We start from the raw sequence: 26729 nt of genomic DNA, 5'->3' as shown, positions 1-26729 counted from the left end.
TTTATAGAACAATTGCATAGACATATATGTCATTTGTAAATAATTTTCTAAAAAAACAGAACAAATATATAAAACAGAGACGTTTGTTCTTTCCACTGCGAACAAACGTCTCTGTAAGGCTGTAACATAATACCCCTGTTTATTATTTCCCGGCAAAATACTGTACAATATACCCAATACATTATTTATCAGAAAGCGCCCTCTTATACTCAGAAAACGTAATGCCTTCCCTGAGCTGGAATACCTTTGCAAAATATTTTTCATCCCGGTAGCCTACCTGATAAGACACCTCAGAAAAGGACAGGCTGTAGTTTTCCCTGACCATTTTCTTTGCCAGCTCCACTCTCTCCTTCCGGATAAAACCATTCACAGAAAAACCGGTATATTTTTTAAAGCTGGTAGAGAAATAGCTGCGTGACATGCTTATGGAATCCGCCGCATCTTCGGTTTTTAATTCGTTTTCGGTCAGATGCTCCAGAATATAATCTGCAGCAACCAGTATAAGGCTCTCAATACGCTGATTATTTTCCTGACGGCGGATACTGTCAATCAGCTTCTCCCTCATTTGCGGCATCCACTCCATCTGACTGGCATGAAAATCAAAATCATCCTCAGAAAGATGCACCTCAAAGCTCTGGGAAACAGTACGCAATATATGCAGTAAAAGTCGGTAACGCTCGATTTCATTCAGCTGTGCAGCCGCCGCCCTTTCCCTTAAGACTTCCATTTCTTCCCTGTTATAAATACAGTGTAATGCACTGATTTCATCACAAAACCCATCAATAAGCTCTTTTTTGCTTTCTCTGGGAGAGCTTTCCGCCGTCGCCCGGGAATCCATCTGTGAAGCAATCCGCCGGAAGATTTCCGCACAATCCTCCTGATCCAGCTGCAGCTTGGAAATATAGTCACAGACACCCAGCCGCAGCGCCTTTTGAATATAATCAAAGCTTTCATGCGAGCTCAGAACCACATATTTTATTTCCGGCCTTCTCAGCTTACATTCTCGTATAAAATCCAACCCGCACAGCACCGGCATCGCCAGATCCACAACGGCAAGATCCACTTCATTCTGTTCAATGAAATCCAGGGCAAGCGCTCCATTGGCCACATCCCCAACCACCGTAAAACCGCACTCCTCCCAGGGAACAATGGATATCAACCCTTTCCTGGCCAGTTTATCATCATCAACAATCAGCACTCGATACATGAGCATCACCCTTCGGTAAAATAATTTTAACCACAGTTCCTTTTCCGGCCGAGCTTTCAATCCGCAGCTTAGCCCGCTCCCCATACACTGCGTCCAATGTCATTTTCAGATACCGAAGCCCTATTCCTTTATTTTTCCGGCTTTCTTCCGGATTTTCCACCTCATTCTCCGGAGTAAGCACGAACCCTTTTCCATCATCAGTAAGCGTAATATGTATCTGCTCCGCTTCCTGCCACACTTTTACCCACAGATGGCCGAACTCGTCCATATTATGGCAGACGGAATTTTCCGCAATTGGCTGAAGAATGAAGCGCGCGCATTCCTGATCCAGGTAATCTCCTTCCTCCACATCCATAATATAGTCAAAATCATAGGTTGTCTGCTGCAGCTCCAGATAATTTTCAAGAGCGCGCAGCTCAGTGCGCAGGGTCGTTACATAATCAATTTTTCCCAGCGAATAAGACAGGATATAGCCCAGCCGGTTCACATAGGATGAAATATCCTCTGCCTTTTCTGCAATTGCCATCCAGCGTACCGTATTCAGTGCATTCATTAGAAAATGGGGATTGATCTGGTATTTCAGTTTTTCCAGCTCCAGCAACGACTTTTCCTTCATCTGCTGCTGGTTTTTATCCATCAGTGACTTAATCTGCTGCTTCATCCGGTTAAACACTTCAAACAGATGATCAAATTCCTTCAGGTTAAAGTGGTATTCCGATATTTCAAAATTACCATCGCTGAAATATGCCATTTCATTTTCCAATGCTTTAAGAGGCCGGGATAGCAGCCAAATCTGTGAAAACGTAACAATGGCAAGGATTGCAAAAGAAATAAATACTGCAATAAAAATCCAGATCAGCCACTGATTGGTCTGATGGGAATATTCATTAAATGGAAGCAAAAGAACATAAGAAAAACCATATCTGCTGTTTTCCGCAACACCTATGTATTGATTCTGATTAATCATTCCTTCATCATCTACCGCAACGGATGTCCCTACAGGAAAATTATCCGAACTGCTGTAGATTACCCGGTTCTCAGAATCCAGCTGAAGAAAAGCATACGCCGTTTCCTCCAGCTCCGATTTATTCCGCAGCGAAGAAAGCACATCCGTCTTCGCCTCCAGATAAATGACAGCCTCCAAACCGTTGCTGAACACGATGGGCCGCATTACCGAAACCACATCCTTATTCAGAATATTATTATATGTTTCATGTACCGGCTGGAATACTATCTCATCCGTCCTGATGAGAACCGGCAGGCCCTTCGGTTCGAAATGTTCGGACACCGGAAAACTGGAAAAAATAATTTCATTAGAACCGTTATCCTGTTCTTTCTCAGAAAAATAGACTGAAAGCAGGATATTTTCGGTTCCAAAGGTTGCAATGTTCAGGCTGTTTGCAAATAAACTATAATCATTAATTCTGTCATACTGTATGCTTCCCGAAAGAAAGGAATCATACTTTTCTCCAATCAGCCCTGTAGGAGTCATGTTTTGTGAAACCTGCAATATCTCATTATATTCGGAATCAACACGGCTGATAATATCCTGAAGCGCCGCGGTGAGTGAATTTTCCACACGGGAACGCTGGGCAATCGTCCAGGAAAAACGGATTACGATAAAAATAAGAATAAGGCACAGAAGAATGCTTACTATAAGGATTTGTAAAAATCTAACCTTTAAGGAGTTTCCAGATAAAAATTTCCCCCTTTTGATGGGCTCCTTAAAAGAACTCCCCTTTAAGAAGTTTTCCTTCAAGAAGCTCCTGAATCGGGGTTCACTGCTGTTCCTGATTTTATGAAATGTCTGTTTCCCCTCATTGCGCTGCAATATATCCCCCTCCATCCCCTCTGTTTACGGCACAGACCTTTTCTTTCTCACCATATTGAGGTATGCCTGCTGCCGGATACACCGATAAATCTCATATGACGCCTGACAGCGGATTAACTGTTTTTCAGTGTTTTATTTTTTCATTTCTCCTAATTTTCAGAACAATTCTTTTATAACTTTTTATGGGAATTTTTTATATTTCTTTATAAATTCTATAAAAGTATAGAACATTTTCAGAGGGAAATCAATCCCTGCTGCAGCCTTGCTGCTACAGTCTTACTCTATCTATGTTCAGGATAAACGCATAAATTTCACCACAATATATTAATGGTGCAAATATACAAAACAAATAATATAAAATATTACATTTTCATCTTATCGCAAAGTAATACAGCATTTACATATTTCCCTAACAATTAATAGTTAATATATAAATGCTGTATCGCATAAAAACAAGAATTCATTAAGAAGCATCTTCAGTATTAATTGTATACTATAGAATCAGTAATATTGTATAATGTATACTCCTCATCATTTATAATTGCATAATGAGTACAATATACTCGATAGGTTTTTCCAACTTCAGCTTTCAAGTATACTACCGATCCCATATAATAATCAGAATCATATGTATAATGATCTCTTATTGTAATATCCTTCCAACCTAATGTTGTTTTTTCTTGAAGCACAATATCTTTACAACCGATTTCTGTTGCTTCTGTAGTTGCTCGAGTAGTAAATGTAACTCCTACACCATTCTTATTAATCCCAATGCCCAAATCACAAGAGGCTAAGGATTCTTCTGCAAAAACGGTAGTTTCATTTTCTGAAGATGCCTTAATATCGATTTGTTCAACAGGAATATCAATAAAATCAGTGCTACTATCTGAAGCCTCCAAATTAGTTGGTTTTGCTAATACTACTCCGACCAAAACTAATGAAATAAATACTCTTAACCTTTTTTTCATCTTTTCTCCTTACTTTCGAAAAACTTCCTCCTAATGAATTCTTCTTATAATTATTCTACCAATCTATAGAAAAGTTACAAAAAGCAGCTATCTCCCTTTTAAAGGATAATAGCTGCCTTTTGTAATGATTATAATTTAAAATTATTAATGATTCGTTTTAATTCTGTTATATCTACATTAGTATTTACAATATAAATCTCCTGACCATCTAAAAAATAAGCCTCTAATTGTTCGTTCTTTTTATAATACTGAACCTTACCATCATTTGATTCATCAACTTTTTCCCATTCACTGTCAAAGGACAATATGTTCTCAGAATAATCTCTTTCATATATATCGATTTCTATTCGTATATAAAGTTCTTGATAATTATATCTCGCTATTATAGCTTTTTTAGACTCCATACTATCTATACATATATTTTCCATTTTAAAGTTTTCTGGCATATACTGTGGCTTTAATAGTTGCTTACCAACTATACTCTCTATTTCATTCCATCCACTATAATATACAGCAGATCCACTCGCATCATCAATCCCATCCACATTCCCAGTAACCGTAACCTTCGTCCGCCCAACCTCGTCCCTAACCACCTCAAAGAACGACTTCTTCTTCAAAGCATAACTCCCGAAATTCACTGACAACATCAAAACCAGGCAGGCCGCCGCACCGGTAGCGATCCGAACCAGCCTCCTCCTCCACTTCACTCCGTTCTTCTTACCATTTTCCCTGGATTCCATAACATCGCCATTATCCGGCTCCCTGTCAGCTCCAGGCTCCACATCCAACACAATACTGTCCGTCCCGCCAAAACGAACCGCAGCTTCCTCCTCACTGCCGCCCGCAGCTTCTGCATTTACATCTGCATCTGCGGCCGCCGCCATACCCATGCCGCTACCGGACGCCGCCTCTTCGGCTTCCGCGTCCGCCTCCGCAAACTCCTCCTCCAGCCCATACCGGCTCTTAAACCTCTCAAACGCCGCCTCCGGATCCGAGGGAAACTTCGGATCATCCTCCTTCGGATCAAGCACATCAAGAAGCCTTACGATAGCGTCCACCTCTTTATCGTCAAATTCCTCCTCGCTGGCCTCATAGGTGTACCAGTACAGCTTTTCATACAGTTCCTCAATTAACTTTTCATCACGTTTCCCTTTTCCCTGTGTCATAACTTGTCTCCTATGGAAGTAATCAGCTGAAATGTAAGATTGCAGACACTGAATAAAAACGGCAGAAGCATACTGCCGCGTATTTTCTGCTTCATTCTCAAAATCCTGACCTTAAAACAGTTCTCGGTAATCCCCAGCTTCTTCGCCATTTCCTGCGATGTATACCCATATTCATAATAGCACCGGAGAAGCTCCAGCTCTTCCTCCGACAGGATCTCACCGACAGTGGAATAGGCCTCCACCATCTTGAAATCATCCACCCTGCTCCCGTTTCCCAACGTAGCATTATCCAGAAGGAAATCAAAATCAAGACTGTACTTTCTCTGTTTTTCCTCCCACTTCATCACCTTGTTTTTGGCGGTGATGCGGAGCCAACCGTGGATATTCGGATGATTCACCAGTTCCTTCCGCTTTCTGTAGAATTCATAGAAGGTCTCCTGCGCAACATCCTCAACCGCGTTGCTGTCGGTGAGCATTCGGCGGACATACCTTACTATCTCATCGAACTCTTCATTATACAGTTCTTCGAAAAACTTTTTGCTATCCTCCATTGGCCCTCTATCCTCTTTCGTCATATTACCTTCTTTCAGGTCAAATGGTCTTCTTTCCTGAAGCGCCATACATATGGCCATCACCCCGCCCCTGCCTGTCCCGTTTTTCCTGGAAGACACAGAACACCCTGTCCGCAGCCGCATGTAAGTGCCTGCACTATTTATACAATTTTGTCAGATTTTCAAGAATCTGCTCCAGGACCTGTGTCTTATCCTTGGGACAATCCTTGAAAATCTCTACCACTGTTTTATCAGAAGTCAGTTCTCCTGTTAAAAGATACGTAGGATCCAGTCCCATTCTTTCATAAACCAGCAAAATTTTTTCTATGGAAAGCCTTTTATTTCCACGTTCAATCTCTCCATAAAAAGTCGTGGACATTTCCAGAAGCTCCGCTGTATCTTCCTGCGTCATCTTCAGTTTCTTTCTCTGCCTGCGCAGACGTTCTCCGATTTCAACCAATACAAGTGTTGCCGCCATTCCGATTCTCCATTTCCAGTTTTTTCCTAAGGTACGTTATTATGATACTGTGATTAAGAATGGCTTTTTAGCAACTATATATTTGTATTTGTCATGAAAAAACTACTATAAATTATGATTTCTCCTTTAATTGTATTAAAAAAAAAGAAGGGAGCGTTATCCTCTCCCTTCCCGAAAAACTCTGCCGCAGTCCGGATTGTCAGAAGTTCTTTAAATCCTCTATCAGCTCATCTACGTTTTCTTCCAGAGTAGCCCAACTGGTACAGAATCTTACCGCGCTGTGAGTTTCATCCACACGCTCCTGATAGCAATATCCATATTTTTCTCCCAGCTTTTCCAGAACCGCATCCGGAATTATGGGGAAAATCTGATTTGTCCTGTTCTCCACCAGCATAGGATAGCCTTTTTCCAGAAACGCGCTGCGCAGCTTTTCGGCCAGGCGAATCGCATGCTTTGAAATTTCCATATAAAGATTATCCTCAAACAGCGTCTCAAACTGGATTCCCAGCAGACGGCCCTTTGCCAGCATTCCACCCTTCTGTTTGATAAAATAGCGGAAATCCTTTTTCAGTTCTTCATTGGCTATCACCACCGCTTCCCCGAACAGGGCGCCCACCTTGGTGCCTCCAATGTAAAAAACATCACAATGCTGCGAAAGGAAAGGAAGATCCAGCTCATTGTCCGGCGCCGCCAGACCGTAGCCCAGCCTTGCCCCGTCCATAAACAGATACAGTCCGTATTTTCTGCAGATGCTGCTTAAATCCTCAATTTCCTTCCTGCTATAAAGTGTCCCATATTCCGTAGGATTGGATATGTAAACCATTTTCGGCTGCACCGTATGCTCAAAGGAATCATCATTGATATGGGCAAGATACAGCTGCTCCACCTGGCCGGCATCCAGCTTGCCGTCCTTGTGCGGGACAGAAAGCACCTTATGTCCCAGTGATTCCACCGCCCCGGTTTCATGTACATTGATATGTCCGCTCTGTGCGGAAACCACCCCCTGATGGGAGCGAAGAGCCGCATCTATAACCGTCATATTCGCCTGTGTGCCGCCTACCAGGAAATGTACCGCCAGAGTATCGTCACAGCAGGCCTTTCTGATCAGCTCCGCCGCATGCCGGCAATGGGCATCCTCACCGTAGCCGGGAGTCTGCTCCATATTGGTTTCCAGCATTTTTTCCATTACCTTCGGATGAGCGCCTTCATTGTAATCGCATTGAAATAAAATCATTTGTATTGTAACTCCTTAATTGTCTTTTTTCTTCAGGACTGCCAGCACATAATCCCATACCCGTTTGGTGGAAGAAATGCTCAGCCTTTCCTCAGGCGTATGGATATCCTTCATATCCGGGCCGATGGACACACAATCCAGGCCAGGCAGCTTGCCCGCCAGGATGCCGCATTCCAGGCCGGCATGAATGGCTTCGATTCTGGGCTTTTTCCCAAACATCTCTTCATAGATTTCCACCATTTTATCACGAAGGGCAGAATCCTGGCGGTATTCCCATGCCGGATAATCCCCGGAAATCTCATAGGTGCCGCCCTGGGATTCCAGAAGCAGGCATACCTTGTCTATAATCATCTGTTTTTCGCTCATGACGGAGCTGCGGACGGAATAATCCAGTTCCAGAACGCCATCCGCCATTTTCAGGATGCCCAGATTCAGCGAGGTCTGTACCAGCCCTTTAATATCCGCGCTCATAGCCTGGATTCCATTGGGCATCATGAAAAGGAGCATTTCTGCTTTTTTAGTGCTTTCCTTTGTAAAAGCCTCCCATTCGCCCTGTTCTTTTCCTGCCACAGTAATTGAAATACCGGGATCCGTAACGGAAAATTCCCTGCGCAGAATCTCCTCAAAGGACTTCAGGCTTTCCTCCAGTGCCGCACACTCCTTCTCACAGGCAAAAATCTGTGCATGGGAAGCGGAAGGGATCGCATTGTCCGCACTGCCGCCGGCCATGTCCATAAAACGGAAATCTCCGTTTTTCCTGCAAAAATGGATCAGCCTTCCCAGCATGGCATTGGCATTAGCCCTTCCTTTGTCAATCTCCGCACCGGAATGGCCTCCCAGCAGGCCTTCCACGCCTACCTGGTACCGATAGCCCTGCAGCTTCTGTGTCTCCACTTTAACCCTGCCGTGGACCCTTGCGCCGCCTGCACAGCTGGTAAGCAGTACGCCTTCTTCTTCGTTGTCCAGGTTCAGCATCCTGCGGCCTCTGCACATGGAAAGATCAATTCCATTCGCCCCTTCCATGCCTGTTTCCTCGTCCACGGTTATGATAACCTCCAGACGGGGATGCTCGCAGCTGTCGGAATCCAGAATAGCCAGCGCATAAGCCACCGCGATTCCGTCGTCGCCTCCCAGCGTGGTATCCCGCGCCAGAAGATAATCTCCGTCCACCTCCAGATCCAGCCCTTCCTTTGTCATATCCTTGGTACAGCCGGGCTTTTTCACCGCAACCATATCCATATGCCCCTGGAGAAGGATCGGCTCCTGCGATTCATAGCCTGCCGAAGCTTCCTTAATGATGACCACATTTTTCAGTTCATCCTGTACATACTCAAGATTCCTTGCCTTCGCAAAATCCACAAGATAATCGCTTATTTGCTCCACATTTCCCGAACCGTGAGGTATCTGACTGATTTCCTCAAAAAAATGAAAGACTTCCTTTGGCTCAAGCTGACTAATTTTGCCCATACTCTCTTTACTCCTTTTATATGTTTCCTTGTGTAATACCTCAAACCTATAAAGCGGCCTGATAGAAGTCTATCAAACCGCTTAACAACTCCCCGAGTAGGGCTCGAACCTACAACAACTCGGTTAACAGCCGAGTGCTCTACCATTGAGCTATCGAGGACTATGAAATTAATCAGTGATTTCTCTCACTAGATATGATTATAGTTTCCAGTATTCCCCTTGTCAATAGAAGATATTCACTTTTTCCCGGTTTTCTTTGAAATCATTTGCAGCCCTCACCCCATCAGGGCTTCGACCGCCGTGTCCCTGCTTCCCGGCCTCTTTTTCCGCCGTCCCGTACGGACAGGCTCTACATGGTTTTGCCGCGTCCATCCTCCCGCCAAACCCGTTCCCTGTTGCTCTCACGGATACGCTCCTGAAAGGTCAGGCAGGGCTTTCTCCGTTTTCCCTGCTCTGTAAATTTTGCGGAAAAGGCGATGAAAATCATATAAATGTAGGGCATTCCCAGATTGGTTTCCAGCAGGGAATTCACCACAAGCGTAGCCAGCTTTGCCTCCAGCGTCTCAAATCCCGCGCTGCGTACGCCGCCGATTAAAAGCCCCGCTTCCCAGCCGAACTGTGCCAGGATTCCGATGCCCAGCAACCAGAGGACAGGCGCTTTTAACGCAGCTTCCTTTCTTGTAATGTTCCATATGACAAGACCCAGATAGCCCACGATGAGAATGGCAGCCATATAGCCGTGGTAGGCTCCCGTTGTCCGCTGGATGATCACCGGCTGCTGCGCCCCGCCGAACGCCGTGGAAATCAAAGGGCAGCAGATCCACCAGCCAATCAGCAGCACGGACCATTCCAGCAGATTTTTATCCTTGGAAAGCCACAGCCATATCCATGTAAAATTGGTAAAACCAAAGCTCATTGACATCCACAGCAGAACCCAGAAAAGGCTGTAGCCGTTTTCAATGGAACGCGCATGGCACAGCAGGTGGAAAATCCCATAATCCACCGCCATATAAACCAGTCCGAAAATCAGCCCCACCACTACCGTCGTAAACTTCTTTTTATAAAGCAGAAGCCCCATGAAAATCAACAGGAAAATAATATCCAGCCAGATATAAAGAGGATCGAACTGCCGCCTCGCTATAATTTCTCCCATGCCGTATTCCTCCGTTTTTGTTATCATACCTGCCATTATACCATAGCCTGACGGAATAGGTTACCTGATATTATATAATGCTTCTTTTTTCAAAGAACAATGCGTGAGCAGCCATGGCTGTAATTAACAGAGCGGCGGCATGATTTTTTCATACCGCCGCCGTTTCCCTTCAACAATTCTTTTTTCACACTTTTACAAATACGGAGGCCGGCTGTTTACAGCGTGGGCAGGTAAAGCCCTCTGGCAAAGGCCCTTCGTGAATATATCCGCATACAGTACAACGCCATTTTTCTATTTTTTCTTCCTTTTCCTCCTGTTTCTCCCTGTCGTTATCAGGCAGCAGTTCAAGCAGCCTTTCGGCAGCTTCCTTCGGGAACTCCTCCCCAGGAGGGTTATTAAGAAGCGACTGCAGCAGGCTGTGGGTATTGCCGCTCTGTGGCAGCATATAGCCGGCTTCCCGCAAAATATCCTCAGCCATGAGCCGGTTCGATTTTGCTATGGCTTCCGCCAGCTGTTTTAATACCGGCGAATCCCCATTTTCCGCAAGCTGCCGGGCAATCCTCTCCTGGACGGTCTTGCTTTTCAACAGCGCATACAGGGCATCAGCCACATTTTTTTCCTTGGGCTGCTGGGGCGGGTATTCCGTGGGAACCATGGAAATCGCGCGGGACGGGCAGCTTTGTGCACAGACGCCGCACCCGATACATTTATTCACATCAATAATACTGTTCTCCGTATCCGCAGCCCCAGTGGGACACACATACAGACACAGACAGTCCTTCGTACATAAACGGATGTTTCTTACCGCAATCTTCTTCATCCTGCCTGCCCCCTTTCCACCTTTGTCATTTTCCAGCCTGGCACCTTACATACGGGACAAAGCGCAGGAGGCGTATCGCCTATGTAAATAAAACCACAGATATCACAAACATAAATATTTGTGTGCTCCAGCAGCGCATCCCCTTCCTTTTCATACCTCTGTAAAATGGAATTTACGATCCTGCTGACCTTTTCTCCCCAGACCAGGGCACGCAGCGCGCCTCTGTCCGGTTTTACTCCCGCTGCTTCGTTCGCGGCAGGATAACCCGATTCCAAATCCTCCTGCAGCATGGAAAGCAGTCTGCTTACATCCGCCTCCGGTTCTTCCGGAGTGATATTTTTAAAATAATCGGCCAGCTGCATAAACAAGGCTGTTTCTTCTGATAAATATTGCTTCTCGCTCCCGCGGGCCAGATTGGAACAAAGAGCGGAAAGCTCTCCTGCTGTCAGCTCCCGAAGCTCTTCCCTTTCTTCCCCGTCATTCCCCATCTTCTCCGCATTCCCGGACAAAATCGGGACTTTATACGCCTCCCCTGCAGCTGTTTGAGCCGTTTCCTTCTTTTCTGGTTCAGGCTTATTCACAGCGGCCGCCTGTTCCCTGAATTCTGACTTTCCGGCGCCGCACACAGGGCAGACCCAGCCCTCCGGCACTGCCTCCCACGTAGTGCCGGGTGCGATTCCTCCGGCAGGATAGCCCGCCGCTTCGTCGTAAATGTAACCACAGACCGTACATACATACTTTTTCACGCCTTTACCTCCTTCTTTTTATCACCTATGCTTGTCCTTCTCGTTATGATAATAATATATCAGCTTCCGGCTTATTATTCTGTGACCAAGTTACAGTAATAATAATAATTACTATTTTATTTATAAAAATAAAATGCCTTTCTGCAATTGGCCCCTGTTCCTTTTGAAAAGCATTTATCATTATTGGCCGTGTTTCTAATCTTACCGGCACTTTTTGGGCTTTCTTAATCAAAATACACGCCTTTCAACCTTTTAAAGTCAAAAAGCGTGTATTTCATTTAAGCTTCATATATCCCGTCACCGATAGCTTTCATATAGATCCTTCATATGCTCATCCATCACTTTTCCGGCTTCTTCCGCATTCCCCGCTTCGAAAGCTGCCAGAATCTTCTCATGATAAAACAGCCCGGCCTGGTTTCCCCGCTTCTGGACGATTTGGTCAAACGCACTTTTCATCACCTCATTTAAAATGCCATAAATGCGTATGATTACGGAATTCCCGGCCAGCTGGGCTATTTTCAGATGAAATTCGTAATCCAACCGGGCAAACTCGGGAAGATAATCCCTGGCCTGGCGCATTCTCCGGAAAATATCCGCCAGCTCCGCTTTCCCTGCATCGTCCGCCCGTCTGCATGCCTCTTTACAGACCGGCCCTTCGATCATGCTGCGAAGCTGCAGTATTTCCTCCAGCCCCTTATCATTGATATAGGCCGCTGAAACCAGAGGGCTCAGCATGGCAGCCGCATCCGGGCTGCGTACGAAGGATCCCTCTCCGAACCGGGTCTCTAAAAGCTCCAGCGCAGACAGCTTCTGCAGGGCATTGCGCACTGTCACGCGGCTGACCCCGAACTGCTGAGCCAGTTCATTTTCCGAGGGGATTTTTTCCCCCGGCTTCCATTCTCCCTCCAGAATCAGCTCCTTCATCTGGTCAAAAACCTGATCGCTTATGCTTTCCCTGCTGATTTTATAAATTGCCATAGCAGTCCCTTTCCTTACAGCAGCCCGGCTTTTTTAAGAATCCCGCGTATTTTTTCCGAATCCCCCGGATCCGCTTCCGGGAAAGGCAGGGAAGAGGCGGCGCTGCCGATAATTCCCTTGATTGCCATCGCTTCTTTAATATAGGGAATAAAAGGCGTCCCCACCTGGTAAATTTCCATAAGCAGATCAATTTTCTGCTGAATCGCTGCAGCCTCAACCAGATCCTCCCTGGCAAAAGCCTCCGTCCATGCGTGGCACAGTCCGGGAACCAGGTTGGACAGCCCTGCAATGCAGCCGTCGCCTCCCGCCAGCACATTATGGGCAAAATTGTCGTCAAACCCGGAATAAACTTCAAACGCGGGGAACTCCCCCTTCACCAGCTTTATCAGCTCTCTCGTATGATCCATTCCAGCCTGGGTGTCCTTATAGCCCACAATATTCCTGTACTTTCTCACCAGCCGCAGCGTGATTTCCGGCGTCAGGTCATAGCCGGTGCGATCCGGGAAATTATACAGGTAGATGGACTGCTCCGGAAGCGCCTCCGCAATCCTGGCATAATACGTTTCCAGCCCTTCAGGGCTCAGCGGGAAATAATAAGGCGGCAGGAGGATGATTGCATCCGCGCCTTCTTCCCCGGCAAAACGGGACAGCGCAAGCAGTTCCTCAAAAACCATGCTTGTCGTCCCCACAATCAGCTGCGTTCTGTGCGCTATTTTGTCCACTGCAAACCGTATCAGATCCTTTTTCTGTTCCATAGTCAGCGCAAAAAATTCCCCGATGCTGCCCAGAAGCAGAATCCCGTCCACGCCTCCTTCGATCAAATGTTCATAAACCTTTCCGCAGCCCTCAAAATCGATGGTTCCATCCTTCCCCATAACTGTGACTGCCGGTGTGATATAACGTGCTTTCATCTTTACCTCCTGTATATCGCAGTTCTGCCTGCGATTTTCATTAATCCATTGTTTGAAGAAAACCTCCGGGCTTCTCCTGTCTTTAAACAAGGCGCACAATCAGTTTCAGTAACCCGCGCCCTTCATTGCCGAGGCCGCAGCCTGGGTATATCTTTTCAGTACGCCCTTATAGCTTTTCTTTTTCAGCGGCCAGCTCTTTCTTCTTTCGCCCAGGATTGCCTGGACGGCGTCCGCCTCCATACGTTCTCCCGCGATCCCCACAATATCTATCGTCTTTTTCTCAATATCATAGGCCAGAAGATCCCCTGTTTCTATGTAGGCAATCGGCCCGCCGCAGGCCGCCTCGGGAGAGACATGGCCGATGGCTGCGCCTCTTGTGGCTCCGGAAAAACGGCCGTCCGTTATCAGGGAAACCCTGCCGTTCAGCCTGTGGTCACAGCAGATTGCCTCCGTGGTCATCAGCATTTCCGGCATGCCGCTGCCCCGCGGGCCTTCGTAGCGGATAACCAGGATCTCTCCCGGATTGATTTTTCCTTCCACCACTGCGTCGTGGGCATCCTCTTCACAGTCGAAAACCACGGCCTTTCCAACATGGGAGCGCATGCTTTTTTCACAGGCGGAATATTTGACTACCGCGCCCTCCGGCGCCAGGCTGCCCTTCAGCACAGCGATGGATCCTGTCTCCTCCGCCTGCTCCAAAGGAAATATTACCTCCTCTGTTTCAAGCCCGTAGTTATGCAGATAGCCTTCCCCTCTTTCCAGGAAATGCTCTTTTTGTATTTCCTCCAGATTTTCCCCCAGCGTCCTTCCGGTTACGGTCAGTACATCCAGATCCAGGTATTTTTCCAGAAGCAGCTGGACTCTGGGGATTCCTCCTGCAAACCAGAAGGCTTCGGTAAGGTGCCGGCCGCTGGGATTGATATTGCCTATGTGGGGAATCGTCCGGTTTATCTCATTAAACAGCTCGGGATCCAGTTCGATTCCCAGTTCCCCTGCGATGGCCGGCAAATGAAGCAGCGCATTGGTGGAGCCGCCTATGGCGCTGTGGATGACGATGGCGTTGCGGAATGCCGCAGGCGTCAGTATTTTATCCGGCCGGATATCTTTTTCCACAAGCTCCATGATTTTCCGCCCCGCCCTCCTTGCCATGGAAAGGATATCCCGCATGGTGGCCGGCGCCAGTGCGCTGCCGGGCAGCGCAAGCCCCAGCGCCTCCGCCATGCACTGCATGGTGCTCGCCGTCCCCATGAAGGTACACGCGCCGGCGGAAGGACAGCCCGTCAGCTTATAATCACGGATTTCATCCGGCGTAATCTCATTTTTCCTCTTCTGTCTCAAAGAAATATCGCCCGCCACAAGAGAGGTGGTCTGGTTCGGCCCGGGGCGCATGCTGCCGCCCGGAATAAAAATGGCGGGAATATTGACTCTGGCCACCGCCTTCAGATGCGCCGGAATGGATTTGTCACAGGAAGAGGAAAGCAGCATCCCGTCCCAGGGCACAAACCCGGCATGCATCTCGATCATATCTGCGATCACTTCCCTTGACGCCAGCACCAGATTCATCCCGTCGTGTCCCTGCGCACAGCCGTCGCAAATATCCGTCACATGGAACTGCGCCGGATGCCCGCCCTTTTCATATACCCCATACACCGCCTGTGTGCTCAGCCCTGCCAGATGTACGCTCCCGGGATGGCTGTCCCCATAAGCGTCCTCCACCAGAATCTGCGGTTTTCCGATGTCCTCCTCATCCCAGCCGCTACCCAGCTGCAGCGCATCAAACTGCGCCCAGCCAAAACGTTCCTTTTCACTGCGTATTGCCATAGTAACCCCCTTTTTATCCTTGTATTCCGTATGTCTTGTATACCTATATTACAGGTAACTTCAGATTAAGCCTGCCGACGGAAAAAGTCAAGTACCATAATGCCCTGTATTCCTATTGACAATTCCCCCTGCAAAGTATATAGTGTGTATTAAGTTGATACACACTGATATTTCAGAAAGGTTCTCACGATGAAAATATTGATTTCCAACAGCTCCGACCTGCCGCTCTACCAGCAGATTAAGGATCAGCTGAAGGACGCCATCCTGCAGGGAGAGCTGAAGGACGGGGACAGCATGCCCTCTATACGCCGCTTTGCCAATGACCTGGGAGTCAGCGTCCTCACGATCCGCCGTGTTTACGATGAACTGGAGCAGGAAGGCTTCCTTGTGCAGCAGGTAGGAGTCGGCACCTTTGTTTCCGCTGCCAATGCGGAACTGCTACGGGATGCCAGACGCCGTGTGGTGGAGCAGAAAATGCAGGACGCCCTTGAATCCGCACGCGGGCTGCACATCCCCCGGGATGAGCTGCACGCCATGCTCGATATTCTTTATGATGATTTTAAAAATACCTGACAAACCATATTTTCCATCTCCGGCCGGCCCTGCCGGACGGCGCTTTACGTCCCTCCATCGCTTTACGTCCCTCCATCCTGTGAAAGGAGCTGTCTGCCATGAAAAATATCATAGAAGTTAACAATCTCACCAAGAAATATCCGGGCTTCACCCTGTCCCAGGCAAGCTTTACCGTACCCGAGGGCTGTATCACCGGTTTTGTGGGCGCCAACGGCGCAGGAAAAACCACAACGCTGCGTGCCATCCTCGGCCTTCTGCAGCCTGACAGCGGAGAAATCCGTCTTTTCGGCAAGCCGTGTCCCCTCCATCCCGGCACAGCTTCCGATTTCCAAAGGAACCTGCTTGCCGACCGCATCGGCGTGGTGCTCGGTGCCGGTGCTTTTTATGAAAACCTCACCATCCGGCAGATGAAGCAGGCAATAGCCCCCGCCTACAGCAGCTGGCAGGAGGATGAATTCCGGAAGCTGTCAAAGCGCTTCGGCCTGGAGCCCTCCCGTAAAATCAAAACCCTGTCCTCAGGCACCAAAATGAAGCTGGCGCTTGCGCTGGCCCTCTCCCACAATGCGGAGCTCCTAATCATGGATGAACCCACAGGCGGCCTGGATCCGCTTGTCCGTGACACCTTTCTCACCCTTCTGAGGGAGTTTATGGAAAAAGGCGGCCGCGGCGTGCTTTTTTCCACACATATTACCTCCGATTTGGATAAATGCGCAGACAATATTATTTTTATCGATCATGGAAAAATTCTGCTGGAGGAGGATAAGGACGCGCTTCTGGACAGCTGGCGCCTGGTCAAAGGTGACCGTGCCTCACTGACACCGGAAAAGGAAACCTTTCTGCGCTGTCTGCGGATTACCGATTTCGGTTTCACAGCAGTCACCGATCAGCCGGAGAAAGCAAGACAGCTTTTTCCGGAAGCACTGTTTGACCGTGCTTGCGTGGATGACATCACGATTGCCCTGTGCGAAGGCCGGCCGGATTCTTTAGAAAACCGCTGCGTCCTGTCACAGGAAATTACGGAAAGGAGGCTGTGAATCAGATGAAAGCACATATATCTCTGATAAAAAAAGACCTGTTCCTCATGGGTAACTATCTTTGCTTTATTCCTGTTTTTACACTGGTGCTCCCCTTTTTCTATTATTGGCGGCTGCCGGATTTTTCCCTGCAGAAGGGAACCGGCCTGCTCATTTTAATTGTGGCTTCCGTTTACAGCGAGTTCCTCGCTTATGAACAGATTTTCCTGAAGGATGCGGAGTATCCAAAGGCGCTCTCACTTCTGTGCGCTTCACCCTACCGCAGGAGGGATATTGTACTGTGCCGGTATTTTCTGTTCTGCCTGGTTTTCATTGCAACCGCGGTTATTTACACCATACCCGCCATGCTGCTGCCCTCCTCCTTCCTCCCCACAATGCCGGAATATGCCGTCGCTTTTTTCCTGAATACACTGTTGTTCTGCATACTTACGCCTCTCCAGTATCAGTTCGGCTTTGAGAATTCCAAGTTTGTCCTGGTAATCATTATCATGGCCTCCTGCTTTCTTCTGCCCGTACTGTTGAAAAAGAACGCGCTCCAGCCGGCCTGGCTGCTTACCCTGCCCTCCGTCCCTTTGTTCCTGGCGCTGCTTTTTCTGTGTGCAGTCCTGCTGTCGGTGTCTGCCACCGTGACAATATGGATTTTCGGCAGAAAAGAACTTATGTGAAAGGAAGTATACCAATGAGATACCCGTTCAACCAGCTTTGTTATATTGCAGGCATCCTGATGTTTTTTATGACACTGACGGAAATCCTCCGCCTGACAGTGGTTCTGCCCCGTTCCCGCCGCACTGCCGCCGTGGTGACCAAAGTACGTCCCGCCAAACCGGAGGATCTATCCCGGCGGAAGGCTGCGGGCTCTGGAAAAAAGAAGGCCTTACCTCTCATGGCATTTGTCACCTATTCCGTGGAAGGCCGGAATTATTTTTCCGGAAATGAAATTCCGGTCCCTGCCGGAACCCAGGTGGGAGATCAGGTGAAAATCCGCTATGCCGTCCATTTTCCTGACATGATAGTGGAACGCTCCTTTTCCAGGCTCCTGCTCTTTGCCGTCTTTTCCCTGCTTTTTTTCCTGCTTGGTTTTCTGGTGTAAATGAGATGGACAAAAAAACAGAAGCTCCTTCAAGCTAAAATGAACGCTGATAAAGCTGAAAAAGGTTACTGTTCACTCCGTGACCAGTAACCTTTTTCATTCCATATTTTTTATCCGGCAATACTTTTTCAGGTTCCGCCGTTTTCAGCGGACACTACTGTGCATCCCGGCTTTTGCATCACAGGAAGCTTATTTGGTCAATGCAACCATAATATCGTTGGAACGGTTAACGAACTTGGTCATAGCCTCCGCATCCAGCGGTCCCTGCTGCAGCTTGGCAAGATCGTAAAGCTGTTCGCAAATCAGTGCTTCATTCTTATTGTCCTTGTCGTCCTTATGCGCAATCACATACTCTACAAGGGGATGACTTACGTTGAGCACCAGGGTTTCGCCCTCGCCGCCGAACATTCCCATATCCATGCCGTTCATGGCGTACATTTTCATCATATCCTGCATTCTTCTGCTCTCTTCAGAAATGGTGAGGACGGAAGAAACCTTTTTATTTTTCAGCTTCTCAACCTTTACAGTCAGCTTGTCATTCTTAAGCGCCTTGCGGACCAGCTTCTGAAGCTCCTCGGACTGGGCATTCAGCTCTTCCTGAGTCTTCTTGGAGGTCTTTGCCTTGAAGGTATCCGTCAAATCCGCATCGATTCTCTGGAATTTGATGCCTTCATTCTTCATTTCCAGCTGATTGATGAAGGGCTGGTCAATCTGGTCAGGCAGCACGACAGCATCCATCTTGGCCTGCTTGAACATGTTCACGTACTGGCTCTGCACCTTCAGGTCGGTTGCGTAGTAGATGGTCTTTTCCTTCTTTTCCTCTTCTGCGCCTTCTCCTGCTTCTTCCCCGGCAGCTACTTCGTCAACAACCTCTGCCTCTACCTTTTCGCCGTTTTCATCAACAGCGCTGTCGCCTTCTTCCTTTTCATCCGGATCAACCTTGTTGACTTCCAGACAGTCAGGCAGCGTCATGTATTTGCCGTCCAGGTTCTTGAAAAGGATATAATCCGTCATCTTCTCGCAGAACTTGTCATCCTTCAGGCAGCCGAATTTAACGAAGGGACTGATGTCATCCCAGTATTTCTCATATTCTTCCCTGTCGGTCTTGCACATGCCGGACAGCTTGTCGGCAACCTTCTTGGTGATGTAATCGGAAATCTTCTTCACGAAGCCGTCGTTCTGCAGCGCGCTTCTGGAAACGTTCAGCGGCAGATCAGGACAGTCGATGACGCCCTTTAAGAGCATCAGGAATTCCGGGATTACCTCTTTGATATTATCGGCAATAAATACCTGGTTATTGTAAAGCTTGATGGTTCCTTCGATGGACTCATATTCCATATTGATCTTGGGGAAATACAGGATTCCCTTCAGATTAAACGGATAGTCCATGTTCAGATGGATCCAGAACAGCGGTTCCTTGTAATCCTGGAAAACCTTGCGGTAAAATTCAATATAATCATCCTTCGTACACTCGCTGGGATTCTTGGTCCAGAGAGGATGGATATCATTCATTACAACGGGACGCTTCTTGATTTTCAGCCTGACAGGCTTCTCTTCAGTTTCTTCGCCTTCCTTGGCATCCTCTTTCTTCTCAGGCTGGATGGTTTCCAGAACCTCATCCGTATCCAGCTTCTCAGCTTCATCGATGGTCTGGGTCTCCGGCGTGTTTTCCCTGGAAAGGAAAATCTCTACCGGCATGAAGGAGCAGTACTTCTTAACAACCTCCTGTGCCTTGTATTCGTTGCAGAACTGGAGGCAGTCCTCGTTCAGGAACAGCGTAATCTGTGTTCCCACCTTGTCCCAGGTGCCGTCCTCCATCTCAAATTCCGTACCGCCGTCGCATTCCCAGTGTACCGGAGCTGCTCCTTCCTTATAGGAAAGCGTATCAATGTGCACTTCATCGGCAACCATAAATGCGGAATAGAAGCCCAGTCCGAAATGGCCGATGATCTGATTGTCGTCAGATTTGTCCTTATACTTTTCAATAAAATCGGTTGCGCCGGAGAAGGCGATCTGGTTGATGTATTCCTCCACCTCATCCGCTGTCATACCAATACCATTATCAATAAATTTCAGGGTTTTCTCTTCCGGATTCACGATAACCTGGATTTCCGGCTTATAGCCGTCCGGTAAGGAATACTCTCCCATCACATCCAGCTTCTTTAATTTCGTAATAGCGTCGCAGCCGTTGGAAATCAGTTCCCTGTAAAAAATATCGTGGTCAGAATACAGCCATTTCTTAATAATAGGGAAAATGTTTTCGCTGTTAATGGACAAGCTGCCATGTTTTTCTGCCATAATTCATCACATTCCTTTCTTTTTTTCCACGGACTTTTTTCTTTTGTCCGGTTTTGCTCTAGGAATAAGTGTACTTCGATCTTTAAAAAAAGTCAATAGAAAATTAGCACTCAATTTAGTTGAGTGCTAACAAAAGTATGAAAAATATATAAAGAAAAAATAAACTCAGCTTTTATCTGCTTTCCCTTTGTCCGAACAAGCTGGGAATATTTGAATATCAGTTCTGATAAATTTGAACCGTTACTGTTATATTGTAAAACTGCAACTGTGAGTGTACTGAACAGTTTTCGTAAAACTAATATATTATACAAATTTAATTTAGTTGACAAAGTCAAGCAAACAGTATATATTTGACTTTGTCAATTAAATTATACTAACTAAAAAGGAGTCCTGTCCATGCATCCTTCTTTACCTCACTATATTTCCCTCCTGCGGAAGGATTTTACCGAATACTGCGGACAGAAGCTGTCCGAGCAAGGACTTTCCCAGGGACTGTTGTATTTTATTCTGTATATAGGAAAGCATCCCGGCTGTTCCCCCGGCGAGCTGAGCCGTTCCCTTCAAATGGATGCCGGCCATTCCACCCGTTCCCTTACCCGTCTGGAGGAAACAGGCTTTATCCTCCGCCAGGCAAATCCTGCGGATAAGCGTTCCTGCATTTTAGAGCTGACGGACAAGGGACAGGATGCCTTTGACTTAAGCCATGATTTGTTTGACCGCTGGGAGGCGGAGGCTGTCCGGGGCCTGACTCAGGAAGAGCACACACAGCTGCTTGCCCTGCTGCGCAGAATCCTGCCCGGGGAAAGGAAGGAACCACCATGTATGAAACCATAAACAGCCCTGTCACACTGGGCGGGCTGACCCTGAAAAACCGGATCATCTTCGCCCCTACCTCCATGGGGCTGAAAGAGGATGAACTTCTTGCAAAAATGGAAGCCATTGCCGCCGGCGGCTGTGCCATGATCATCATAGGGGATGTTCCCGTGGGAAAAAGGGGCTTCCATTCACTTTTTACCCGCAAAGGGGCCGCTTACTACCGCAGGCTGACAGCCGCCGCCCATGAACATGGCTGCCTGATCTGCGCCCAGCTGCATCAGTCGGACTCCGACTGGAAGGGCATGCTGCGTTTTCTTCCCGGCATCCTTACAAAACGAATTTCCCACGAGGGACTGCGCCGTCTGTTGAATGATCAAATATCCCCTTACATTACCGCGCTCCCTCCGGAAAAAATCCGCAGAATCACCTCCTCCTTCGGTTCCGCCGCCCTGGAAGCCAAAAAGCTTGGCTTTGATATGGTCCAGGTCCATGGCGACAGGATGTGCGGCAGCTTCAGCTCCTCCCTCTACAACAAACGCCAGGATTCCTATGGCGGTTCACCTGAAAACCGGGCGCGCTTTGCAGTGGAATGCGTTTCCGCCATCCGCAGCGCACTCCCCCAATTTCCCATAGATTTTAAACTGGCCGTGCGCAGGGAAAACCCGCATTACGGAAACGCCGGCATCCTGCAGGAGGAGCTTCCCATATTCGTGCCTCTCCTGGAACAGGCAGGCGTAACCAGCTTCCATGTTACGCTGGCCAACCACGGCGCTCTTACCGACACCATTCCGCCGGCCAGCCATCCTTTTTTCAGCCAAGAAGGCTGCTTCCTGGATTTCTGTGATGCGTTGCGCGGGCTGACCGCACTCCCCCTCTGCGGCGTGGGCGGCCTGGTCCATCCTTCTTTTATCGAAGAACAGCTTCAGAAGCACAGGATCGACTGCGCCGCCATGAGCCGCCAGCTCATCGCAGATCCGGATTGGGTGAAAAAGGTGCGGGAAGGCAGGGAGGATGCCATCCACTACTGTATCCGCTGTAATCAGGAATGCCTGGGCGGCATGCAGCAGCACCGGGGTGTCCACTGTATTTATGACGGTCAAATACCCTGTTGCAAGTAACAGAGTATAAGCTTGCAGCGCCGCAGAGCTACAGGCATTTGCCCCGCCGCAGTCACCGGATATCCATACAGGCATGGCCGCCTTGCTCGTTGCCCGCTGAAAAAAATGCCTGTAAAAACATTGCGTTTTAAACGTCAACGCATCACAATGCCGTATAAGAGCATAGGGGAAACCGCTCCGGCAGAAAGGAAAGAATCATGAAATATTCCGTTGTATTCAGCAGCCGCACAGGCAACACCGCACAGCTGGCACAGGCCGTCCTGGCCGCGCTTCCTCCGGAGGACTGTATTTATTCCGGCAGCCTTGATGAACTAATGCAGGCAGGAGAGGCTTCCGGCTGGCAGGAAGCCCAATATCTGCTGGCAGGCTTCTGGACCGATAAAGGTAGCTGTGATGAAAAAATAACCGCATTCCTTCAGGGAATCCATCATAAAAAGGTCTTTCTTTTCGGAACCGCGGGCTTTGGAGGAAGCGATGCCTACTTTTCCCGGATCCTTGAAAATGTAAGCGCACAGCTTCCTGATGACAATACGCTCCTTGGAACCTACATGTGCCAGGGGAAAATGCCTGCTGCCGTAAAAGAGCGCTATGAAGCCATGCTGGAAAAAGCTCCTGACAATGAAAGGGCCGCCGCCTTCCTCGCTAATTTCAGCCAGGCGCTGTCCCATCCTGATGCAGACGACCTGGAAAAGCTTCAGATGCGTATCCGTGATATTTTTACAGAACAGAAGGCTTAGGCTTACAGGCGCAAATATCATAAAATAAAGTGTGCAGGCAATCAATCGCCTGCACACTTTATTTTACACTCTCCTTCATTTAACAATCCCAGGGACAGTCACAGCCTCTGCAGCAGAGCTCCAATCACTGTCAGGCAATTATGGAGTACTGCAGAAATTCATATTTCAGCCTGGTCCCTTCATCCGTTTCCGGCGGCAGAAGCGCCCTGGCTACCAGCTTAATTTCATCAGATTCCTCGTCCGTCCTTTTCAGATTGGCATAATCGCCGTCCAGACTCACCACCATATATTCAAACGTATTCATCCCTGTCCTGCTTCCTTTCCTTATACAGCCGGAAACTACGGCTGCGAAAAATATTTTTTATAAATTTCAAAAAAACTGCTTGTAGTCACCGCGTCGTCATGAATCATGTTTACAGAATCCCACAGCGGTTCGTTCAGATTCTTTGCCAGGGAGTTCACAAAACTGTCGTATTCCTGCCCGAAAACCTCATCCTTGCGCTTTTCCACGATTTTCAGCTTGTTCCTATCCGTTTCCTCCCGGTTGAAGGTATTGATGCACTTGATGATCTCATACCCCTCCGCAGTCTCCACAATCCCGCTGATTTCATCCGTCCCCAGATTAAAAGCGGCGGTTTCAAAGGCCATTTCCCGTTCGCCCTTGCCGAAGGATATCGTTCCCTGGGGATCGTCACTGTATTTTTCAATGAGTGCTTCGAAGGCCTCTCCCTCCGATGCCGCAGCCAGCACCTCCTGGGCCCTGCGGTAGCATTTTGCCTTTTCCGCGTCCGAAAAAGCAGAAATTGTACCATCCGCATTTTCCGTAACCGTTTTGATCAGGATATGCTGCACCGTGATATTTCTGGCCTCGTCATCGCTGATTTCCGGATTAATGTCGCTGATAATCTGACGGTACACCTTGTCCGCCAGAGCATAATCACGGTACATCCCCTCAATCAGCTGGCTCGTAACCCCCATGGCGCTGCGCTCCGTTTCATTCAGGGACTCATAATACTCGCCGGCGGCCTGCACAGCCAACTCCTCCTCTTCCGGAGAAAGCACAATTTCCCTGCGGGCAGCCAGAAGCGTCATGGCCTTGATCTGGGAAATCTCCGCCAGAACCTTGTCCTTCAGCCGCTCTTCCAGTCCTGCCCCCTCAGACTTTGTCTCCCATATTTCCCTGCCGTATACCGACTCATAGGTATTCTGCTCAGTGGTCAGATATACCATAAGCTCAGGAAGGGTACAGGAGGTGTCCTCCAGACGGAATATTTCATTTTTATTAAAACCGGTGGTAAGTACGATTTTTACCGGTTCCGCGCTGCTGCAGGCATTCAGCGGCAGCAGCAGGCAGGATGCCAGAAGGCAGCCCGCCAGCCTCATTGCTGTTTTTTTCATTCTCACTTTCCCATGCTTTTAATAATGCTTCTTGCCACACTCAGGCCGTTGGCGGAAGCCTGCTGAAGCCCTCTGGTCACCCCGGCGCCGTCTCCGATGGCGCGAAGCCCCTTGATGCTCGTTTCAAAATCCTTATTCACCACCACCTTGTTGGAGTAGAATTTCACCTCTACGCCGTAAAGCAGGGTTTCGTCACTGGCGATACCCGGAGTCACCTTATCCAGCGCCTCAATCATCTCCGCGATATCCACCATGATCCTGTGAGGGAATACCAGAGACAGATCGCCAGGCACCGCATCCTTTAACGTGGGGATCAGGTTGTTCCGGCACAGTCTCTCCTCCGTCGTCCTTCTGCCCCTTTTAAAATCACCGAAGGTCTGCACAAGAATCTTACCGCCGCAGAGCATGTTGGAAAGTTCTGCAATTTTACGTCCATACTCAATCGGTGTGCTGAACGGTTTGGTGAAATTTTTGGACACAAGCAATGCAAAATTCGTATTACTCGTTTTATAATCCTGGGATTTATAGGCATGGCCATTCACCACGGCAAGCCCGCCCTCATAATATTCCGTCGCCACCTCTCCCGAAGGATTCGTACAGAAGGTACGCACCTTATCATCAAAGGTAGGCGTATAGAAAATCAGCTTCGCTTCATACAGATTCTCATTCAGGAACTGCATGACCTCGTCACGCACCTCCACACGTACGCCGATATCCACCGTACCCGGCGTTGTCTCTATTCCGATCTGCGCGCATTTATCCTTGAACCAGTCGGCACCCTCACGCCCTACCGCAGATACTACCTCATCTGCCAGGAAGGTATCTCCTTTGTCCGTGACCACGCCCCTTACATGGCCGTTTTCCACAAGAATCTCAGAAACCATGGTATTAAAAAGCATTTCCACGCCCTTTTCAGCCAGCGCCTCCTGCAGACGTGAATAAATCTTATACCCCTCTTCCGTCCCCAGATGACGGATAGGGCACTCCACCAGCTTCAGGTTTGCATTGATAGCCTCCCTGCGGATTTCCCGGATCTCCTTTTCCTTATCTATACCATACACACGCGTATCCGCGCCAAACTTCAGATAAATATCATCCGACTCATGAATCAGAGCCTTTGTTTCCTCATATCCCAGAATCTCCGGCAGGTTCCCGCCAACATCAGGCGACAGGGAAAGCTTTCCGTCCGAAAAAGCCCCTGCTCCTGCAAAGCCCGTAGTGATGGAACAGGGCTTACAGCCCACGCAGACCTTGGTCTTCCTCTTAGGACACGTCCTTTTTTCAATCGGCCGTCCCTTCTCCACCATCAGGACCTTCAAATCCTTATTCTTCTCCAGCAGCTCATAAGCGCAGAAAATACCTCCCGGCCCGGCTCCGATAATAATCACATCATAATTCTTCTCCATATAAACCCCTGTTCTGCCCGGTCATAAACTTTATTTTCAGCATTTCAAACACCTACGAACCTGTCGTAAATGCCGCACAGTACCCCTCTTTGACATTTCCTGCGCCTCTTACGGCCGGACACCGTAAACCTCCCCGCAGCCATGCTGTTTGCCGGCTTTATTATACCTATTTTACGGGATAAAGTCAATGAAACCTGCTTTTCCATCCAGGGGTGTCTTTCATGTATTTTAACTGTTCATTATCTTCACAGTTCCTGCAGTTCCGTTATATCCAGGGAAACGAAATGGCAAAAAGAAATAGCATCCCTACCCGCAAATCATGCAGCGTCCGGATGCTACTCTTTATAGTTTTTTCAAGCGAGGATTATCGGCACGTGGTTTCTGTCTGCGCTCTTTTGAGTTTAACGCTACACAGTACTACAGCAGGAAACATCAGCTCCCACCACACACTGCGGCGGCTTATTTTACGGGTTCAGAACCGACTTTTCTTTCCAGTTCTTCTATCCGCTTCATGGCCTTATCAAGCGCGGCAGTCTGGGTAGCAATCAGATCCTGCATTTCTTCCTCGTACTTTTTCTTCTCTTCCTCGTGCCTCTTCTTTTCTTCTTCCAACGCAGCGGACTGTGCATCTATCGTTGCCTGCATCTCGTCTATCATATACTGCACTGTGTTCCGATCCATCTCTCTTAGTTCTTCCGAAAACATTCCCATCACCTTCTCCATATTCCGGCAGACCTCATATACGTCCCCATACATCTGTCTGAAAATCGGGTATTTATTTCCGCGAGCAACGAGCCAAACGGATGCACTTGTGCATCCACTTGGCGACTGCCGCGAGGGTCAAATGCCCCGTTGCTTGCAACGGGGTGTTTGACTTATCAGCTCGATTATCCGTTCCGGATCCTGCGTGCTGTAGAACATCAGCCAC

Annotated in this window: 27 protein-coding genes and 1 tRNA gene; 7 read left to right on the top strand and 21 right to left on the bottom strand. The window is 48.2% G+C overall.

All coding sequences use genetic code 11. The features are described 5' to 3' along the window. Positions 1-181: 181 nt before the first annotated feature. The 16 genes from DXC51_RS22470 to ilvD all read right to left on the bottom strand — a co-directional run bounded on the left by DXC51_RS22470 (position 182) and on the right by ilvD (position 15331). A complete protein-coding gene (locus tag DXC51_RS22470; RefSeq protein WP_181970171.1) occupies positions 182-1207 on the bottom strand; it encodes a response regulator transcription factor in 1026 nt (341 codons plus the stop codon). Then, the gene (locus DXC51_RS22465) at positions 1185-3038 is read right to left on the bottom strand and encodes a sensor histidine kinase (protein WP_025490789.1); all 1854 of its coding nucleotides are present in this window, start codon (positions 3036-3038) and stop codon (positions 1185-1187) included. Before DXC51_RS22465 ends, DXC51_RS22470 begins: the two co-directional genes overlap by 23 nt. A 482-nt stretch (positions 3039-3520) precedes the next feature. Beyond that, positions 3521-4006: a hypothetical protein gene (locus DXC51_RS22460; RefSeq protein WP_021640057.1), complete on the bottom strand. Its 486-nt coding sequence runs from the start codon at positions 4004-4006 to the stop codon at positions 3521-3523. Positions 4007-4134: 128 nt separating this feature from the next. After that, a complete protein-coding gene (locus DXC51_RS22455; RefSeq protein ID WP_025490788.1) occupies positions 4135-5172 on the bottom strand; it encodes a hypothetical protein in 1038 nt (345 codons plus the stop codon). Next, positions 5169-5843 (bottom strand): RNA polymerase sigma factor, encoded by a 675-nt coding sequence (locus tag DXC51_RS22450; RefSeq protein ID WP_162162489.1) that lies wholly within the window; start codon positions 5841-5843, stop codon positions 5169-5171. The genes DXC51_RS22455 and DXC51_RS22450 overlap by 4 nt, the downstream gene beginning before the upstream one ends. Before the next feature lie 37 nt (positions 5844-5880). Beyond that, the gene (locus DXC51_RS22445) at positions 5881-6201 is read right to left on the bottom strand and encodes a helix-turn-helix domain-containing protein (protein ID WP_021640060.1); all 321 of its coding nucleotides are present in this window, start codon (positions 6199-6201) and stop codon (positions 5881-5883) included. Positions 6202-6400: 199 nt separating this feature from the next. Then, positions 6401-7435, bottom strand: a complete 1035-nt coding sequence (locus tag DXC51_RS22440) for a threonine aldolase family protein (protein ID WP_025490786.1) — start codon at positions 7433-7435, stop codon at positions 6401-6403. Between the two features lie 15 nt (positions 7436-7450). After that, the gene (locus tag DXC51_RS22435) at positions 7451-8902 is read right to left on the bottom strand and encodes an aminoacyl-histidine dipeptidase (protein WP_025490785.1); all 1452 of its coding nucleotides are present in this window, start codon (positions 8900-8902) and stop codon (positions 7451-7453) included. 88 nt (positions 8903-8990) lie between these two features. Continuing rightward, positions 8991-9062 (bottom strand) — tRNA-Asn (locus DXC51_RS22430). Between the two features lie 189 nt (positions 9063-9251). After that, complete coding sequence (locus DXC51_RS22425; protein ID WP_025490784.1) at positions 9252-10055, bottom strand: hypothetical protein; 804 nt, start codon at positions 10053-10055, stop codon at positions 9252-9254. Positions 10056-10239: 184 nt separating this feature from the next. Next, positions 10240-10875 carry a rubredoxin-like domain-containing protein gene (locus tag DXC51_RS22420; RefSeq protein ID WP_025490783.1) on the bottom strand — a complete coding sequence of 212 codons (636 nt, stop codon included), beginning with the start codon at positions 10873-10875 and terminating at the stop codon, positions 10240-10242. Next, positions 10872-11621, bottom strand: coding sequence for a rubredoxin (locus tag DXC51_RS30785; protein WP_025490782.1), 750 nt, complete (start codon positions 11619-11621; stop codon positions 10872-10874). Before DXC51_RS30785 ends, DXC51_RS22420 begins: the two co-directional genes overlap by 4 nt. Before the next feature lie 43 nt (positions 11622-11664). Then, positions 11665-11853 carry a hypothetical protein gene (locus DXC51_RS29330; RefSeq protein ID WP_147331829.1) on the bottom strand — a complete coding sequence of 63 codons (189 nt, stop codon included), beginning with the start codon at positions 11851-11853 and terminating at the stop codon, positions 11665-11667. Between the two features lie 65 nt (positions 11854-11918). Then, on the bottom strand, positions 11919-12599 hold the full coding sequence (locus DXC51_RS22410) for a FadR/GntR family transcriptional regulator (RefSeq protein WP_025490781.1): 681 nt from the start codon (positions 12597-12599) through the stop codon (positions 11919-11921). A gap of 14 nt (positions 12600-12613) precedes the next feature. Further along, entirely contained in the window at positions 12614-13510 is an 897-nt protein-coding gene (locus DXC51_RS22405; RefSeq protein ID WP_025490780.1) for a dihydrodipicolinate synthase family protein, read from the bottom strand. Positions 13511-13615: 105 nt separating this feature from the next. Next, a complete protein-coding gene (gene ilvD / locus DXC51_RS22400) occupies positions 13616-15331 on the bottom strand; it encodes a dihydroxy-acid dehydratase (protein ID WP_117530609.1) in 1716 nt (571 codons plus the stop codon). A gap of 189 nt (positions 15332-15520) precedes the next feature. On the opposite strand from ilvD, the gene DXC51_RS22395 reads away from it, so the two are divergent. The 4 genes from DXC51_RS22395 to DXC51_RS22380 all read left to right on the top strand — a co-directional run bounded on the left by DXC51_RS22395 (position 15521) and on the right by DXC51_RS22380 (position 18028). Beyond that, on the top strand, positions 15521-15904 hold the full coding sequence (locus DXC51_RS22395; protein WP_025490777.1) for a GntR family transcriptional regulator: 384 nt from the start codon (positions 15521-15523) through the stop codon (positions 15902-15904). Between the two features lie 98 nt (positions 15905-16002). Continuing rightward, a complete protein-coding gene (locus DXC51_RS22390; RefSeq protein ID WP_025490776.1) occupies positions 16003-16938 on the top strand; it encodes an ABC transporter ATP-binding protein in 936 nt (311 codons plus the stop codon). Positions 16939-16943: 5 nt separating this feature from the next. After that, positions 16944-17603: an ABC-2 transporter permease gene (locus tag DXC51_RS22385; protein WP_025490775.1), complete on the top strand. Its 660-nt coding sequence runs from the start codon at positions 16944-16946 to the stop codon at positions 17601-17603. A gap of 14 nt (positions 17604-17617) precedes the next feature. Continuing rightward, on the top strand, positions 17618-18028 hold the full coding sequence (locus DXC51_RS22380; protein WP_025490774.1) for a DUF3592 domain-containing protein: 411 nt from the start codon (positions 17618-17620) through the stop codon (positions 18026-18028). Between the two features lie 189 nt (positions 18029-18217). Here DXC51_RS22380 and htpG read toward each other — a convergent pair whose 3' ends face one another. Next, on the bottom strand, positions 18218-20326 hold the full coding sequence (gene htpG / locus DXC51_RS22375; protein WP_025490773.1) for a molecular chaperone HtpG: 2109 nt from the start codon (positions 20324-20326) through the stop codon (positions 18218-18220). A gap of 396 nt (positions 20327-20722) precedes the next feature. Here htpG and bilQ point away from each other — a divergent pair, with 396 nt between their 5' ends. The 3 genes from bilQ to bilS all read left to right on the top strand — a co-directional run bounded on the left by bilQ (position 20723) and on the right by bilS (position 22997). Further along, the gene (gene bilQ / locus DXC51_RS22370) at positions 20723-21160 is read left to right on the top strand and encodes a bilirubin utilization transcriptional regulator BilQ (RefSeq protein ID WP_025490772.1); all 438 of its coding nucleotides are present in this window, start codon (positions 20723-20725) and stop codon (positions 21158-21160) included. Further along, entirely contained in the window at positions 21145-22260 is a 1116-nt protein-coding gene (gene bilR, locus DXC51_RS22365; RefSeq protein WP_025490771.1) for a bilirubin reductase, read from the top strand. The genes bilQ and bilR overlap by 16 nt, the downstream gene beginning before the upstream one ends. 197 nt (positions 22261-22457) lie before the next feature. Next, entirely contained in the window at positions 22458-22997 is a 540-nt protein-coding gene (bilS, locus tag DXC51_RS22360; protein ID WP_025490770.1) for a flavodoxin family protein BilS, read from the top strand. A 130-nt stretch (positions 22998-23127) separates the two neighbouring features. Here the strand turns inward: bilS and DXC51_RS22355 are convergent, their stop codons facing one another. The 4 genes from DXC51_RS22355 to DXC51_RS22340 form a co-directional block, all read right to left on the bottom strand. Then, positions 23128-23301: a hypothetical protein gene (locus tag DXC51_RS22355; RefSeq protein WP_025490769.1), complete on the bottom strand. Its 174-nt coding sequence runs from the start codon at positions 23299-23301 to the stop codon at positions 23128-23130. Positions 23302-23336: 35 nt separating this feature from the next. Then, positions 23337-24395: a peptidylprolyl isomerase gene (locus DXC51_RS22350; RefSeq protein WP_025490768.1), complete on the bottom strand. Its 1059-nt coding sequence runs from the start codon at positions 24393-24395 to the stop codon at positions 23337-23339. Positions 24396-24397: 2 nt separating this feature from the next. Then, positions 24398-25801, bottom strand: a complete 1404-nt coding sequence (locus DXC51_RS22345) for an NAD(P)/FAD-dependent oxidoreductase (RefSeq protein WP_021640083.1) — start codon at positions 25799-25801, stop codon at positions 24398-24400. Between the two features lie 459 nt (positions 25802-26260). Continuing rightward, positions 26261-26524 (bottom strand): hypothetical protein, encoded by a 264-nt coding sequence (locus DXC51_RS22340; RefSeq protein WP_147332395.1) that lies wholly within the window; start codon positions 26522-26524, stop codon positions 26261-26263. Positions 26525-26729: the final 205 nt, after the last annotated feature.

The organism is Eisenbergiella massiliensis (assembly GCF_003435485.1).
This window is presented reverse-complemented; position numbering and strand designations above follow the sequence as displayed.